General features: G+C 58.7%; 13 protein-coding genes. 4 read left to right on the plus strand and 9 right to left on the minus strand.

Annotation, left to right across the window (positions count from 1 at the left end; genetic code table 11):
* Positions 1-62 precede the first annotated feature (62 nt).
* From JKL48_RS13070 to JKL48_RS13095, 6 genes are all read right to left on the minus strand, one after another.
* Positions 63-611 (minus strand): cob(I)yrinic acid a,c-diamide adenosyltransferase, encoded by a 549-nt coding sequence (locus JKL48_RS13070; protein ID WP_201983100.1) that lies wholly within the window; start codon positions 609-611, stop codon positions 63-65.
* A 156-nt stretch (positions 612-767) separates the two neighbouring features.
* Entirely contained in the window at positions 768-1,487 is a 720-nt protein-coding gene (locus tag JKL48_RS13075; protein ID WP_201983102.1) for an ABC transporter ATP-binding protein, read from the minus strand.
* Between the two features lie 11 nt (positions 1,488-1,498).
* Positions 1,499-4,279 (minus strand): tetratricopeptide repeat protein, encoded by a 2,781-nt coding sequence (locus JKL48_RS13080; RefSeq protein WP_201983104.1) that lies wholly within the window; start codon positions 4,277-4,279, stop codon positions 1,499-1,501.
* 4 nt (positions 4,280-4,283) lie between these two features.
* Entirely contained in the window at positions 4,284-4,571 is a 288-nt protein-coding gene (gene gatC, locus JKL48_RS13085; protein ID WP_168671800.1) for an Asp-tRNA(Asn)/Glu-tRNA(Gln) amidotransferase subunit GatC, read from the minus strand.
* 26 nt (positions 4,572-4,597) lie between these two features.
* Positions 4,598-5,422, minus strand: a complete 825-nt coding sequence (locus JKL48_RS13090) for a lysophospholipid acyltransferase family protein (protein WP_201983106.1) — start codon at positions 5,420-5,422, stop codon at positions 4,598-4,600.
* A gap of 93 nt (positions 5,423-5,515) precedes the next feature.
* Positions 5,516-6,100 (minus strand): NUDIX domain-containing protein, encoded by a 585-nt coding sequence (locus tag JKL48_RS13095; RefSeq protein ID WP_201983108.1) that lies wholly within the window; start codon positions 6,098-6,100, stop codon positions 5,516-5,518.
* A gap of 463 nt (positions 6,101-6,563) precedes the next feature.
* Between JKL48_RS13095 and JKL48_RS13100 the strand changes: the two genes are divergently transcribed.
* The gene (locus JKL48_RS13100) at positions 6,564-6,812 is read left to right on the plus strand and encodes a hypothetical protein (protein WP_201983110.1); all 249 of its coding nucleotides are present in this window, start codon (positions 6,564-6,566) and stop codon (positions 6,810-6,812) included.
* Positions 6,813-6,907: 95 nt separating this feature from the next.
* Entirely contained in the window at positions 6,908-7,483 is a 576-nt protein-coding gene (locus tag JKL48_RS13105; protein WP_201983113.1) for a ribonuclease HII, read from the plus strand.
* Positions 7,484-7,509: 26 nt separating this feature from the next.
* On the opposite strand, the gene JKL48_RS13110 is transcribed toward JKL48_RS13105, so the two are convergent.
* Genes JKL48_RS13110 through JKL48_RS13120 form a run of 3 tightly spaced genes read right to left on the minus strand, consistent with a single transcriptional unit; the run spans position 7,510 to position 9,968 of the window.
* A complete protein-coding gene (locus tag JKL48_RS13110) occupies positions 7,510-7,953 on the minus strand; it encodes a response regulator (protein WP_201983116.1) in 444 nt (147 codons plus the stop codon).
* A gap of 55 nt (positions 7,954-8,008) precedes the next feature.
* Entirely contained in the window at positions 8,009-9,568 is a 1,560-nt protein-coding gene (locus tag JKL48_RS13115; protein ID WP_236668777.1) for a sensor histidine kinase, read from the minus strand.
* A 25-nt stretch (positions 9,569-9,593) separates the two neighbouring features.
* On the minus strand, positions 9,594-9,968 hold the full coding sequence (locus JKL48_RS13120) for a CZB domain-containing protein (protein WP_201983119.1): 375 nt from the start codon (positions 9,966-9,968) through the stop codon (positions 9,594-9,596).
* Positions 9,969-10,205: 237 nt separating this feature from the next.
* On the opposite strand from JKL48_RS13120, the gene prfB reads away from it, so the two are divergent.
* Both prfB and JKL48_RS13130 read left to right on the plus strand, forming a co-directional pair.
* Positions 10,206-11,283 (plus strand): peptide chain release factor 2 gene (gene prfB / locus JKL48_RS13125; RefSeq protein WP_201983121.1). Its coding sequence is split into 2 segments (ribosomal slippage): positions 10,206-10,265 and positions 10,267-11,283, totalling 1,077 coding nucleotides; the frame shifts between segments, so codons are not numbered across the junction.
* A 260-nt stretch (positions 11,284-11,543) separates the two neighbouring features.
* Positions 11,544-14,777 (plus strand): SusC/RagA family TonB-linked outer membrane protein, encoded by a 3,234-nt coding sequence (locus JKL48_RS13130; RefSeq protein WP_201983123.1) that lies wholly within the window; start codon positions 11,544-11,546, stop codon positions 14,775-14,777.
* Position 14,778: the final 1 nt, after the last annotated feature.

The following is a 14,778-nucleotide window of genomic DNA, read 5'->3' on the forward strand; positions in this document are numbered from 1 at the left end:
AAATAATAGCAAAATGCCTTTGCCAAGGCCGGCTGCTCAAACGTAGATATTGGCTATTCAACTCACAGGCGAGCCTGCCAGGTTACCTCTTCTACGCCCAAGTCGTGGGCCATGGCCCGGCTCAGCACAAACAGATAGTCGGAAAGTCGGTTCAAATACACGCCGACTAATTCTGCCACGAACGAGTCTTCGGCCAGGTGGATGACTAGGCGCTCGGCGCGGCGGCACACGCAACGCGCTACGTGGGCGTGGCTCACGGCGGGGTGCCCGCCCGGCAAAATGAAGGCGCGCAGCTCCGGCAAATCGGCGTTCAGCCGGTCCATTTCGTCTTCCAGCAAGGTGACGTCGGCGGCATGCAGGTCGGGCAGCTTCATCTTCGACTTCTCAGGGTCGGCCGCCAGAGCCGAGCCGATGGTGAAGAGTCGGTCCTGAACTTCTTTGAGCATGGGCCGCCGGGAGGCGTTCACGTCCTGGTCGCGCACCAGCCCGATGTGGGCGTTCAGCTCATCCACCGTGCCGTAACATTCGATGCGCAGGCTGCTTTTGGGCACCCGCGTGCCGCCAATGAGTGAGGTCAGGCCCTTGTCGCCGGTTTTGGTGTAGATTTTCATTGGCTAGGAACTAGATTTCTAAGAACGTCATGCTGAGCGCAGTCGAAGCATCTCGCGGGCAATACTAAATACCTTTTGATTGGATTAGTTATGCGGGAGAGATGCTTCGGCTGCGCTCAGCATGACGTTCGTTGTGTCGTTACACCATTCATTTATTTAATGGCCGGTCACGGCATGCTTCATCACGTCGTGGTTCACCTCATCGGATTCTACTAATCCGTCGCGCAGGCGCACAATGCGGTGGGCATAGCGGGCAATGTCTTCTTCGTGCGTCACCATGATGATGGTGTTGCCTTTGGAATACAGTGCCTCGAACAAATCCATGATTTCGTGGCTGGTTTTGGAATCCAGGGCGCCGGTGGGTTCGTCGGCCAGCAGCACGCTGGGGTTGTTCACGAGGGCGCGGGCAATGGCCACGCGCTGACGCTGGCCCCCGCTGAGCTCGTTGGGGCGGTGCGAGGCGCGGTCGGCGAGGCCCACTGAGCGCAGGCTTTCCAGGGCGCGCTCGTTGCGCTCGCGCTTGCTCAGGCCGGCGTAAATGAGCGGCAGGGCCACGTTATCGAGGGCGGAGGCGCGGGGCAAGAGGTTGAAGCTCTGGAAAACGAAGCCGATTTCCTTGTTGCGTACTTCGGCCAGCTGGTTGTCGCTCATGCGGCTCACGTCCTGGCCGTTGAGGATGTACTGGCCTTTCGAAGGCGTGTCGAGGCAGCCCACAATGTTCATCAGCGTGGATTTGCCCGAACCCGACGGCCCCATAAATGCGACGTACTCGCCCCGCGGAATCTGGATGCTGACCGAGCGCAGGGCGTGAATGACCTCCGTGCCCATGACGTAATTTTTGGCGATGTCGGTGGTTTCAATAACGTTCGGATTCATGGGGCAAATACTTAGTGCAGAGAAGAAGGAGCCGGCGCCCCAGAGAAGGACGCCGCAGCCGACTGGCGGGCTGCCTGACGAGCGGCGTACTCGGCCGCTAATGTAGCATAAGCCGCTGGGGCAAGCTGCTGGCGCAGCTGGGCCAAAGCGTCGGCGGCGTAGTCGGTCAGGCCGGCATCGGCCGCTGCCAGCACGTAGGCCCGCAACAGCTGCGGCGACTGTGGGTTTTCGTCCAGGCCCGCCCGTAGGGCAGCGTAGGCCGTTGTGTTATCGCCCCGGCGCGTGTAGAAACGGCCGGCAGCCAGCACCGCCGCTTCGTTGAACGGGGCTTCGCGCACAATGCGCTGGTAGCTTTTGTCGGCAGCAGCGGCTTTGTTTTGCTGTTCGGCCTGTTGGGCCTGGGCCAGCCAGTCGTCGCCTGCATGCGCACGCTTCGTGCCGGGAACTATCTGCTCGCCGGCCAGCAGCTGTTGCGCCTGCCGTCCCTGCTTTCGCTGTGCCGTATCGGTCGAAGCCAACAACCGAGCCGTCGCAACCTGGGCCGAGTCTGCCTGGCCACTCAGGGCCAGCGCATACACCCGCATTTCGGGAGCTTGGGTAGCTCCGTGTGCAGCAGCAAGGGCCAATTGGGAAGCGGCCGTGGCGTACTGCCCTTGCTGGAGCTGCCACAGGCCCAGCAGTTGCTGGTAGTAGGAGGCCGTGCCCGACGTGCCGGCCGCTAGCGGCGCCAGCAGCTGCCGTGCCACCTGCTCCTGCCCTACCGCGTGCCGAGCCAAGGCCTGCAGAAATAGAAGCTGCTCGTAATAATCAGCATTGGCCTGCTGGCCGCTGAGCTGGTTGAGGCGGGCAAACACGGCCGGCGTCAACTCGGCCGGATGGCGCGTTACGGCCAGTAAAACTTCGTGGTAGAGCTGGGCAAAGCTGGCGGCATCCAGCACAAGCGGGCCGGTACCGGAGACTGTAGGCAAGCTCGCAGCCGGGGCCACACCGCGTAACTGAAGCAGGGTAATATTGCTCAGCAGCGCGGGCTCGGTGGTTTTCACGGTCGTGTTGCTGCCTAACTTTTGCGCCGCTGCCAGCAGGTTCTGACTGAGCAAAAAGCCCAGCTGATTGGTACGGCTGGCGTAGCTGCCGGGGGCCAGCTGCTCGGTCCGGTCCAGGTAAAGGGCCACGGAATCCGCTAAGTCAGTTTTGGTAAACAATTGGGCCAAATCTCCGGTCAGGGCAGCGCTGCGGGGCGTAGCCTTCAGGCCCAGCCGAAGAATATCGAGGCCTTCAAACAGGTCGGTGGGCTCGTTATAAAGCGAAGCCAGGCGCAGCGACACTTTCTCGCTGGGGCCGCGCAACAGGGCCCGGCGCAGGGAATTGATTTCGTTCTGGCGCTGCTGCCGGAAACGGTACAGGGCTGCCCGGCCAAACTCGGCGTGCAGGTTGGCCCGATACAGCACGTCTCCGCTTTCAGCGTAGTAGCGCTCGGCCAGGCCGGCCAGGCTGAGGTCGTCCGGGTTGGCTTCGCTTTGCTGGCGGGCTAGGTCGCCGAGGTTATTGTACTGCCCGGCCATCACTTGGTCGGGCAGCGGGAAGGACAGGCGCGACTGCAGCACCAGAATGCCGCCTATGGCCAGAATATACACCGGATAAAACGGCATCCGGCGCGGCTCAAATACCACCCGGTACACCCGCAGCCGCCGCTGAATGAGCGGCAGAAAATTAATGAGCACATAAAGCAAAAACGCGCTGCCCGTGAATGCCAGCGCCGTGCCCGTAAAGCTGCGGGCCGCCACCAGCAAAGGCGTATTGGCCGTAGCAAAAGCATAGGCCAGCGCGCCCCCCGCTCCCATCACCAGCAGCGGATACAGCACGGCTGCCTCCCGGTAGGGCACCCAGTCGCCGTAGCTGGCCGCGCGCAGACGCAGGCCCAGCCAGCCGGCCACCACGGCTGGCACCAATAGCACCAGCGGGTCGAGGCTCAGGCCCGGCCACAGCTCCAGGCTGTCATTGTTCCAGACAAACAGCAGCAGCACGCCCGAATAGAGCCCCGCCGCCGCCACGAACGGCAGCAAGCCGAAACGTCCGCTGGGCTGCTCCGCTTGGGTATTGAACCACAACAAGGCGCGAATATTCTCCACCCCTACCCACAACACCAGCAGCGCCACCAACACCGCGCCGCCGGGCGTAGCATAGGCCGCCAACTGAAGCAGGGTTTCGGAAACTGGCAGGCTTTGGCCGAAGAGCAAGCCGCTCAGCACCGCCACCAGCACGCCCATAATCACGGCCCGCCAGCCCAGCGTCAGGTTCTCAAAAAAAGCGTGCAGCACAAAACCACCGCCGCCAATCAGGGCCAGCATCAGGTACAGAAAATACCGTTCGTTGGTCTGAAATACGCCCAGCGCCTCCGTATTCAGCGACAGCAGGAAGAAAATAACGGGTATCATGCCCGCCACAAAGGGCAGCCTGTCCAGCGTGCTCGCCACGGCCACCCAGCCCGCCAGCACCACCGCCAGCAGGCCCAGAAATAGCCCGGCGGCCAGCGGCTGCGTAAACGGCCCAGCCACGTCATGGGTCAGGGTCACGATGAATCCGCTGGCCTGCACCGGCAGTTGCACCGGCCCAGCGGCCACGCTGTCCAAGGTCAGCGGAATGGCTTTCAGGTGCGGCACTTCCCGCAGGGGGAGCGTACTGGCTTCACCCGTAAAGTAGTAGAAACCGGCCAGCCCCACCGCCAGCGCTGCCAGGAGCAGCAGCCAGTTGGGCCGGGTGGTCGGGCGTGGGGTCGAAAGTTGCGGCGTCACCAAATTATTCCAGCACTTTGGGCACCCGGAAGTAGTCCGAATCCTTGCGCGGGGCATTGCGCAGGCCGTCCTGGTGGCTCACGGTGTTGCGGGCCTCGTCGTCGCGCAGCACGTTGATTTCCTGTGAGAGGTGCACCAGCGGCTCCACGCCCGTCGTATCGAGCCCTTCCAGCTGAGCCACGAAATCGAGTATGTTGTTCAGGTCGCCGAGCATCTGCTGCTCGCGGGTTTCGTCAAATTCTAAGCGGGCCAGGTGGGCCAAGCCGCGCAGGGTACCTAGGTCGGTGCTCATGCTAATTATGAGTGTTGAATTATAAATTATGAATTGGCAGGTTGCGGCTCTTGTGCAACTGGCAGGCTGGCCGGGTCACGCCAGGTGCTAGGGCCGGGCTTCATGGCACCTTCGGGCAAAAAATCGCCGGCCAGCAGGGCCGCCACCCGTTCTTTCAGGGCCGGAATGTCGGCAACGGTGAGGCCCGCAGTGGGAATGGGGCGGTGAAAAACAATTTTGAGGCGGTGGTAGCGCACCCGCAGGCTGCCGGCCACATCGGGCATAAACATGTGGTTCAGGGGCATGCCCACGGGCACCAGCGGCACACCGGCCTCGATGGCCAGCTGAAAGGCGCCGTCTAGCAGCGGCAGCAACTCCTTGCCGGGGGCGGGCGAAATCCGGCCTTCGGCGAAAATGGCAATGCTCTTGCCCGCTAACAGACCGCGCCGCGCCGCCACCGCTGCCCGGCCCCGGCTCACGGCGCTGGCCCGGTCCACGGTAATGTAGACGCGTCCGAAAATCGGCCCCCACACCGGCGTTTTAGCCAGCGAAGCTTTGCCCATCATGTTCAGAAAGCCCGGAATGTATTTGAACAGCAGCATGATGTCGACGTAAGAGCCGTGGTTGGCCACGTACACGCACGGCTGCGGCGCGGGCTCCTCACTTTCGCGCACTACTTCCACGGGCATGCCCCACATCACAATCGAGAGCGTCGACCAGAACCGGTTCAGCGCGTGCACCACCCCGCCGCCATCGGGCCGCCGGCTGAAAAACCATTGAAGCGGGTAAGTGAGCACAAACGGCACGATGAACCAGAACACCGCCCAGGTAGTGTAGAGGCGCTGGCCGATATATCGAAGCAAGTGACGCATACGGGCAAAGGTAAAGAAGTTAAAAGTTGCCGGTGAAAAGTTGAAAACCGATTTGCGCCAACGCCCACCCAGTCAATTTTTAACTTTTCGCTATCAACTTTTACTTCTTGCCGCCAGCACCTTCTCCGCCTTCAGCAGGCCCGCTACGCTCACGCCGTCCGTAATCCGGTCGTCCATCACCATGCGAATGGCCTCGGCCAGCGGCAGCTTCCAGATGCGCAGGTCTTCCGTTTCTTCGGGTTCCAGTTCACCCTGGGTCAGTTCCTCGGCCAGAAAGACGAAGCCTTCCTCGTCGGTTACGGAGTTGGAGGTGTGCAGGCGGGCAATGCGCGTCCAGCGGGCCGCCAATAGGCCGGTTTCTTCCTTCAGCTCGCGCTGGGCCGATTCCAGAATGTCCAGTTCCACCAGGCCACCGCCCATCGGAATTTCCCAGCTGTACTCGTTCAGCGGGTAGCGGTATTGCCCCACCAGCCAGGTGTTGCCCTCGTCATCGATGGGGACAATGCCCAGGGCTTTGTTTTTCATCGTCACCACGCCATAAATGCCCCGACCGCCGCCAGGGTTCAGCACCTGGTCTTCGCGCACCGAAATCCAGGGGTTGTGGTACTTCACCTCCGAGCTCAGGGTTTGCCAGGGGTTGTGGGTTTCGTCAACATCGGGAGCAGCGGAATGCAGCATGCTAAAAAATGATAGGGGTATTGAAAAAAGCAGGAATAAATTTTTGATAAAATTACACGCTGGCTGCCAGCCTCAGACATCGTTTATAGGCTATATTGCGTCATTCGCCGTGCCAACTGCCGCGTTGGGCGTCGAAAATGGGCAATTAGTCCAAAAACAATTGCGTAACGCTCCGCAAATCTTGTATCTTTGAGCCATAAGTACCCCCGCACGGGCTGGAAATGTGGAAAGGAAGGACCTCTCGTGCGGCGGCGCTCTGGCTGAAAAGGTGGGGTAGACACCTCTAAGCCGGACCCGCCACTTTAAGGCCGTCGCACTTGTGCGGCGGCCTTTTTTGTGTGCCCAGCTCTTGGCAAAGCCGCAATCTATGTAACAGAAACGCGTTGTTCTGCCTTCAACCCAAAGCACGGCGCGGCCGTACCAGCAGGAACCGGCTGCCCATATCCCGGCCGGCCCCTGTCACATGGCTCAGCCCAATTCCAAGTCCAAGCAAAACGCCACCCCGGAAGAGCACGACCCCCTGTTCAACCTCAAGCACGCCCAGGCCGAAGCCGACCTCGCGCAGACAACCAATGGCCTCGGACCCGTCACCAACGAGTACGTGACGACCGATGAAGACGACGAAATCGACGAAGGTCCCCGCGACAGCCAAGGGCAGCGCCGCGGCGAAACCGGCACCCCCGACGAAGGCAGCACCGCCGGCCGCCACTAAAAACCCAGTAGCAGGGGGCAGTTATCAGTGAGTAGCTTTGGCCGCGAAAGCGCAAAGCCCGCTGATAACTGCCCCGTGTTCATTTTTACCGCTACGTGTTAACTGCCAATTATTCGGGCCATGCCCTTGAAGCGGGCCTGGACGAAGCCGGGCGCGGCTGCCTAGCCGGCCCTGTGTTCGCAGCGGCCGTCATTCTGCCGCCCGATTTTAACCCGCGCTTTCTCAACGACTCCAAGCAGCTCACTGCCAAACGGCGCGAGGCGTTGCGTCCCGAAATATGTGCGGAGGCTGTGGCCTGGGCCGTGGGGCAGGCGTCGGTCGAGGAAATCAGCAGCCTGAATATTGCGCAGGCGAGCTACTTGGCCATGCACCGCGCCGTAGCGGCATTGGGCGTCGTGCCCGGCCACTTACTGGTTGATGGTAATCGGTTTCGGCCTTTAGTGGGCTACACACACTCCTGCATCATTGGCGGCGATGCGCTGTACCGCAACATTGCGGCAGCCTCCATTCTGGCCAAAACATTCCGCGACGAACACATGCTGGCCTTGGCCGCTGAATTTCCGGATTACGGCTGGGAGCAAAACGCTGGTTATCCCACGCAGCGCCACCGCGATGCCATCCGTACGCATGGCCCCAGCCCTCACCATCGAATGGGTTTCCGCCTGCTGTAGCAGCGCCTAAAGGCACAGGGCATTCGTTAGTCTTTCAGCTTCAGCAGGTCCAGAAACAGGCTGAAGCCGTCAACGCTAGTGCCACCCTCCCCAAAAGTATCGAAGCTGAGTGGCTTGATGATATAGCCACTAACGGCCAGTTGCTGGGCTTTCAGGCGGTCCGATTCGAGGTCGGAGGTGGTCATGATGAACACATTTAGGCTTGCAAATTCGGGGTCGCCGCGCAGTGTTTCCAGCAGTTCCAAGCCATTCATGCGGGGCATGTTGATGTCGAGCATGACTAGGCTGGGCTTAGCAATTTTTGGTTCATCGCCTTCGCCGCGCAGCATTTTGAGCGCATCGCGGCCGTTGCGGGCATGAATGAGGGGTACGTTGATGTTCTGGCGGCGCAACTCGCGCTGCACGTTCATGACGTCCATCTGGTCGTCTTCCACGAGCAGGATGCTGGGCGTGGGATGGTCGGCGGACATAGGCTAAGCAATGGTCAACAGCGGGAATATGCCCGCAAGAAACAGCTTGCGGCTGTTATCGGATAGGGGTTAATACGGTAGAATTGGGCGCGGCGGCTACAGTTGCAACAGCATTTTTGACTTTGGGCGGGTGCTTGGGCCAGGTAAAAATAAACTTAGCGCCCTGACCTTCCGCTGATTTGACTCCGATTCGGCCGCCCTGGCGCTCCACTATTTTCTTCACAATGGCCAACCCTACCCCCGTGCTTTCAAAAGTATCCCGCTCCGTAAGGGTCTGAAAGATGACAAAAATACGGTCGTGGTACTCCGGCGCAATGCCCGGCCCATCGTCGGCCACTGAAAACAAGTAAAATTCGCCCGCGTCGTCGCAGCTGATGTGCACGGTGCCCGATTCGGGGTGGTCGTGGTACTTCAACGCGTTGCTGATGAGGTTGGTGAATACCTGCTGGAGCTGCACCGCATTGGTGGTGAGGGTGGGCAGAAAAAACGGCAACTCTACCTTAAAGCCGGGCGGTGGATTAAGGGTATCGATGATTTCGCGCAGCAGCGTGCGCACGAACACCGTTTCGTCGGCCTGTGCCGTGCGCCCGATGCGGGCCAGGTCCAGAATGCCGGTGATGAGCTTTTCCATGCGGTGCACCCGTTGGCGCATCAACCCCAGAAACTCCTGGATGTGGGGCGGCAGCTGGTCCTTGCCCATGTCTTCCTCAATCCAGCGCGATGCGCTTTCGATGCCCCGCAACGGGGCCTTCAAATCGTGCGACACCACGTAGGCGAACTGGTCGAGTTCCTGGTTGCGGTTTTCCAGCTGGTTGATGTTGGCGCCTACGGTGCGCGCCATCACGTTCAGGGCCGCCGTGAGTTCGCTTACTTCGTCCTGTGCGGTGTCTACAATTTGGCTATTATAGTCGCCGTCGGCCATGCGCCGGGCCAGGTCCAGCATGTTGCGCAGGCGTTTGCTGAACAGCCGCACAATGTACACGGCCCACAGCAGCCCCAACACCAGCGCGGCCACCGCCAAGCCCGCCGACAGCCACTCGGCCCGCGCAATGCTGGAGTCCAGTTGCTGACGCAGCTGCTTGCGCGTGAGGGCTTCTCGCTGCTCAAAAGCGGCCAGCCGCTCCCGGATGTTGTCCATCACCTGCTTGCCGGTCAGCCCTTCGGTGAGGGAGCGGTGCGCTAGCCCTTCCAGCCCGCTTTGGTGCAGGTTACGGCGGCGAACTTCCCGTTTTTCGGCCACCATCAAATGGCTGTATCCCGACCACTGCTGGAAGAGGCGCTGAGCCTGGTCCACCAGCTTTACCTGGTCGGGCGAGTCCATTACCAGGCCACGCAACTCGGCAAAGCGGCCTATTAGCTGTCGTTCGCCGTCGTAATACGGTTCCAACGTCTGCTCATTGCCGATGAGGAGGTAGCCCCGAAAGCCGGTTTCCATGTCAATGATGTTGCGCAGCAGGTTGGCCGCGCGGTTCGACACTTTCTGCGATTCCTCCACCCGTTGTGCGTTTCGCAGCACCTGGCCCGCCAGTTGGTAATAAAACAGCACAATGACTGCGAACAGCGCCAGCAGCAGCACAAACCCGGCAAACAGCTTTGTAGTGAGTGTTATTTTCATGCAAGGGCGCGTGGTGGCACGTTCGTCAAGCTCCCCTACGCAGCTTGGCTTCCATGGTTTGGAGCAGCGCCACCATTTCGTCGGCAATGCTCTGCAGGGGGCCATAGCCGGCCGTCACCTCCTCCATCCGGCCGGCGGCGTGCATATCCATCAGCCGGTTGGCTTCCGCATGGATGAGGATGTGCTGCCGGTCGAAAAGCCGGGCTTCGGGCAGGTGTGCATACACGCCGTGGCCGCGCAGCCGGTCGGCTATCCATAGGCCAAGGCCACACTGCTCGGGGTCGCGCAAAGGCCCTTCCGCTCCACCGTTGCCAAAAAGGTAAGAGCGCAGCTTGCTTTTGAAGTGCACATGCTTGATGAGCGCCGACTCAAAATCACGCTTCAACTCTTCTGTCGTCATAAAATAATAAAGGAAGGCTTGCCCGCGACGTACGGGGCCATAAACACAGCCGTACGAACCCAATACGTGGAGCAGCCAAAAAATGCTGTTCCTGCACGGAATTTGCCCCGAACCAGCGGTATAATGGAGCAAGAATAGGCCGGGGGGCTCAAATTCGGTACTTTCGTGCTTTACTCCCCGCTGTACCCCGCCACGCGGCTGTGGGCAAGCGGGCAGTTGCTTCTTTATTTTTCACCAATGACCCAAGACCAGATTAAGGACTTGAAGGGCCGCGCCGAGGCCCTGAGGAGGTATCTTTGACTACGATGCCCGCAAAGAACAATTAGCCCACTACGAGGCGAAGACCACCGCACCCGGCTTTTGGGACGACTCGAAAGCCGCCGAAGCCACGCTCCGCGAAATCAAGCCGATTAAAACCTGGACGGATGATTTCGAAGCCGTGCAGCAAACGCTGGCCGATACCGAAGTGCTTTACGACTTCTACAAAGAAGGCGAAGTGCCCGAAACCGAAATGCAGGCCGATTACGACGCCGCCCTGCAAAAGGTGGAAGCGCTGGAGTTCAAACGCATGCTTTCCGACGAAGAAGACCAGCTTTCGGCTATTATCGACATCAACCCCGGCGCCGGCGGCACCGAAAGCCAGGACTGGGCCGAAATGCTCATGCGCATGTACATCATGTGGGCCGAAAGCCACGGCTTCGGGGTGAAGCAAATCAGCTACCAACCCGGCGAAGGCGCCGGCATTAAGTCGGCGTCGCTCGAAATCGACGGCGACTTTGCCTACGGCTACCTCAAGAGCGAAATTGGGGTGCACCGGCTGGTACGCATGTCGCCGTTCGACAGCAGCGGCCGGCGCCATACCTCGTTTGCGTCCGTTTTTGCCTACCCGGTGATTGATGACACCATCAACATCGAAATCAACCCGGCCGACATCTCCTGGGATACCTTCCGGGCCGGCGGCGCGGGTGGCCAGAACGTGAACAAAGTGGAAACCGCCGTGCGCCTCACCCACGCGCCCTCCGGCATCATCATTGCCGTCCAGATTGAGCGGAGCCAGCTCATGAACAAGGAGCACGCGCTGCGCATGCTCAAGTCGCGCCTTTACCAGATTGAGATGGACAAGCGCCACGCCGAGCGCGACAAAGTGGAAGCCACCAAGAAGCGCATCGACTTCGGTTCCCAGATTCGCAACTACGTGCTACACCCCTACAAGCTTATCAAGGACCTCCGCACCGGCATTGAGCGCACCGACGTGCAGAACGTGCTGGACGGGGACTTGGATGAATTTATTAAGGGGTTTTTGATGCAGAATTAATAGCATCTTGTTATGGAATAATTCTATTTCAACCAATAACCCAAGTTCCTTAATTCGTAGTAGTAAAGCATACCAATTATTGCAACATCGCCTTCATTATCAACCTGAACTATGTAGACCAAATATTCAGAATTACATCAAATGTTCTTTTTCCTATTGGTGGCCTTGCCGCATTTGACACTTTTTTACCCTATACTTGCCAAATATTATCTGTATTTTACGTTTCTTTCTTCTTTTCACTCACCAACTTTTTTGAACGCATGAAAAAATCATTATTGTTGATTTTTGCGCTTATTGTAGCTCTGTTGCAGCAGGCTCAAGCGCAGGACCGAACCATATCTGGTAAGGTCTCAGACCGGGCCACTAACCAAGGCCTACCCGGCGTGACCGTGCTTGCAAAGGGAACCACCGTAGGCACCAGCACTAACGCAGACGGTGGGTACACGCTGAGCGTACCAAGCACGACTACTACCCTCACTTTTAGCTTTATTGGCTATGCCTCGCAAGAAGTGAACATTGGTAGCTCCAACAACATCGACATCACGCTGGCTACCGATACCAAGCAGCTCAATGAGGTAGTGGTAACGGCTCTCGGCGTGGAGCGGACCCGCAACTCGCTGGCTTTCTCGGCCACTCAAATTGAGGGCAGTGACATCACGGTAGCCCGCAACCCCAACCCCATCAACTCGCTGTCGGGCAAAGTGGCCGGCTTGGCCATCACCCAATCGAACACCTTGGGCGGCTCAAGCAACGTGGTTATCCGCGGCACCAAGTCAATTGGTTTCAACAACCAGGCGCTGTTTGTAGTCGATGGCGTGCCGATTAGCAATTCCAACACCAACTCGGCTAACCAGCAGACCGGCCGGGGCGGCTACGACTATGGCAATGCTGCTTCGGACATCAACCCCGACGACATTGCCACCACTACGGTGCTGAAAGGTGCGGCCGCTACTGCCCTCTACGGCGAGCGGGCAGCCAACGGGGTTATCCTGATTACCACCAAAAAAGGCCGCAAAGGCCGTTTGGGCGTCAATGTGAACAGCGGCGTGACGTTTGGCAAAATTGACAAGAGCACCTTTATTACCTACCAGAAGCAGTATGGCGAAGGCTACGGTAAATTCTACGGTCCCGCCGGCAACGAATTCTTTGACCACCTGAGCACCGACCCTACCCAACTGGTAGTACCGGCTTATGAAGATGGTTCTTTTGGCGCTGCTTACGACCCCAACCTGAAAGTCCGTCAGTGGTACTCTTTCGTCCCAGGTTCGCCTACTTTCGGCCAGGCTACTCCGTGGGTAACTGCTGCCAACGACCCCAGCACCTTCTTCCAAACCGCTGTCGGCAACCTGAACAGCATCACCATTGATGGCGGCAGCGAATCCGGCACCTTCAAGCTTGGCTATTCCAACAACACCGAGAAGGGCATTTTGCCCAATAGCAAAGTCGGCAAGAACATTGTCAACTTCGCAGGTTCTTTCAACGTGACACCCAAACTGACCGTTAGTGCCTCGGTAAACTATTCGCGCACAACCGGTTTGGGCCGTTATGGCACAGGCTATGGCTCCGGTAGCGGCGCTGAAAACCAAATGACCCTTTTCCGTCAGTGGTGGGCCAACAACGTGGACATCAAAGAACTGGAGAATGCCTATAACCTGAACAAGACCAACGCTACCTGGAACCAGACCGACCCAGCCAATGGCAACTACTCGCCCATTTTCTGGAACAACCCCTACTTCTCGCGCTACGAAAACTACGAAAACGATAGCCGCAACCGGACGTTTGGCAACGTAGCCGCTACCTATAAGTTTACCAACTGGTTCAACGTCCTTGGCCGGGTAACCGCCGACACCTACGATGAACAGCAGGAAGAGCGTAATGCCGTAGGAGCCATTGGCTTGGCTTATTATCACCGCTACAACCGCACAGCCCGCGAGTACAACTATGACCTGATTGGCAACTTCGATTTCCACCTCAGCGAGAATTTCGCGCTCCGTGGCTTGATTGGTGCCAACATGAACCGTATCAACAACCAATCTATCTACGCCTCCACCAACGGCGGCTTGGTAGTGCCGCGCCTGTACTCGCTCAGTAACTCGGCTGGTACCCTCACCCCACCAACGGAGAGTGTAATACAAGTTGGTCGCGATGGCGTTTTTGCCAATGCCACGCTTGGGTACCGTGAGCGCTTGTTCCTGGACCTGAGCATTCGCCGCGACAAATCCACGACTCTGCCCTTAGCCAACAATACCTACGTATATCCATCGGCGGCGTTGGGCTATGTATTCTCGGAAGATTTGAAAGAAAAAACGCCGTGGCTCTCGTATGGCAAAATTCGTGTCAACTACGCCCAGGTTGGGTCGGGTGCGCCCCAGCTCGCCGTATATGACATTTATACCAAGCCCACTGCTTTTGGCAACAATGCACTTTTTGCCCTGCCGACTATTAAAAACAACGCGGACCTGAAGCCTGAATTGACCCGTAGCGGCGAAGCCGGTATCGAAGCCTCTTTCCTAGACAGTCGTGTAGGTTTCGACGTAACCGTTTACCAGCAAAACACCATCAACCAGATTATAGCGGTTGACGTTTCGCAGGCCACTGGCTACAACTCCCGCTTCATCAACGCCGGCGAAGTACGGAACCGTGGCATTGAGGTTTCGGCCTACGTAATGCCGGTGCGAAACACAAACGGCTTTAACTGGAGAATTAACGCCAACTTTACCCACAACGATAACCGAGTGGTTTCACTCACCCAAGGTTCGGACAACATCCAGGTGGCAACCTACCAGGGCGGCATTTCCTCGAACGCCACCGTTGGCCAGCCGTTTGGCGTACTGCGGGGCTCTGACTTCGTGTACAAAGACGGTCAGAAGGTGATTAGCGCTACCACCGGCTACTACCTTACCGCCGCAAACCAGAACATTGCAAACCCCAACGCCCGCTGGCGTGGAGGTGTGACGAACACCGTATCCTACAAGAGCGTATCGCTGAGCTTCCTGGTTGACGTACGGTCGGGGGGGCAGATTTTCTCACTCGACCGCTACTACGGGCTGGCCATCGGCCAGAGCCCCGAGACGGCAGAACTCAACGACCTGGGCAAGCCCTCGCGCCTGCCCTTGGCTGAAGGCGGTGGCATCATCCTGCCGGGCGTATTGCCCGACGGCACCCCCAACACCAAGCGCGTAACCAACGCCGAATACGGCCTGTATGGCTACCGCCGCAACCCTGCTGCTGCGTTTGTGTACGATGCCAGCTTTGTGAAACTTCGTGAGGTAGCGCTGACGTTCTCGCTTCCACAGTCGGTACTCTCTCACGTGACGTTGCTGAAGGCAGTGGATTTCTCCATCATTGGCCGCAACTTGTGGATTATTCACAAGAACACTCCCTACAGCGACCCGGAGGACGGTTTGAGTTCCGGCAACTTGGCTCAGGGCTACCAGTCGGGTTCTTACCCTGCTACCCGTACCCTTGGTGCTAACCTTCGTCTCAGCTTCTAAT

This window comes from Hymenobacter rubidus (assembly GCF_016734815.1).
In the GTDB taxonomy this organism is placed as follows: domain Bacteria; phylum Bacteroidota; class Bacteroidia; order Cytophagales; family Hymenobacteraceae; genus Hymenobacter; species Hymenobacter rubidus.

What these genes read in the sequence shown, in the direction of transcription:
- JKL48_RS13095 (WP_201983108.1), bottom strand. Translation starts at nt 6,100, where the DNA reads ATGCTGCATTCCGCTGCTCCCGATGTTGACGAAACCCACAACCCCTGG.
- JKL48_RS13070 (WP_201983100.1), bottom strand. Translation starts at nt 611, where the DNA reads ATGAAAATCTACACCAAAACCGGCGACAAGGGCCTGACCTCACTCATT.
- gatC (WP_168671800.1), bottom strand. Translation starts at nt 4,571, where the DNA reads ATGAGCACCGACCTAGGTACCCTGCGCGGCTTGGCCCACCTGGCCCGC.
- JKL48_RS13115 (WP_236668777.1), bottom strand. Translation starts at nt 9,568, where the DNA reads ATGAAAATAACACTCACTACAAAGCTGTTTGCCGGGTTTGTGCTGCTG.
- JKL48_RS13090 (WP_201983106.1), bottom strand. Translation starts at nt 5,422, where the DNA reads ATGCGTCACTTGCTTCGATATATCGGCCAGCGCCTCTACACTACCTGG.
- JKL48_RS13120 (WP_201983119.1), bottom strand. Translation starts at nt 9,968, where the DNA reads ATGACGACAGAAGAGTTGAAGCGTGATTTTGAGTCGGCGCTCATCAAG.
- JKL48_RS13130 (WP_201983123.1), top strand. Translation starts at nt 11,544, where the DNA reads ATGAAAAAATCATTATTGTTGATTTTTGCGCTTATTGTAGCTCTGTTG.
- JKL48_RS13075 (WP_201983102.1), bottom strand. Translation starts at nt 1,487, where the DNA reads ATGAATCCGAACGTTATTGAAACCACCGACATCGCCAAAAATTACGTC.
- JKL48_RS13100 (WP_201983110.1), top strand. Translation starts at nt 6,564, where the DNA reads ATGGCTCAGCCCAATTCCAAGTCCAAGCAAAACGCCACCCCGGAAGAG.
- JKL48_RS13110 (WP_201983116.1), bottom strand. Translation starts at nt 7,953, where the DNA reads ATGTCCGCCGACCATCCCACGCCCAGCATCCTGCTCGTGGAAGACGAC.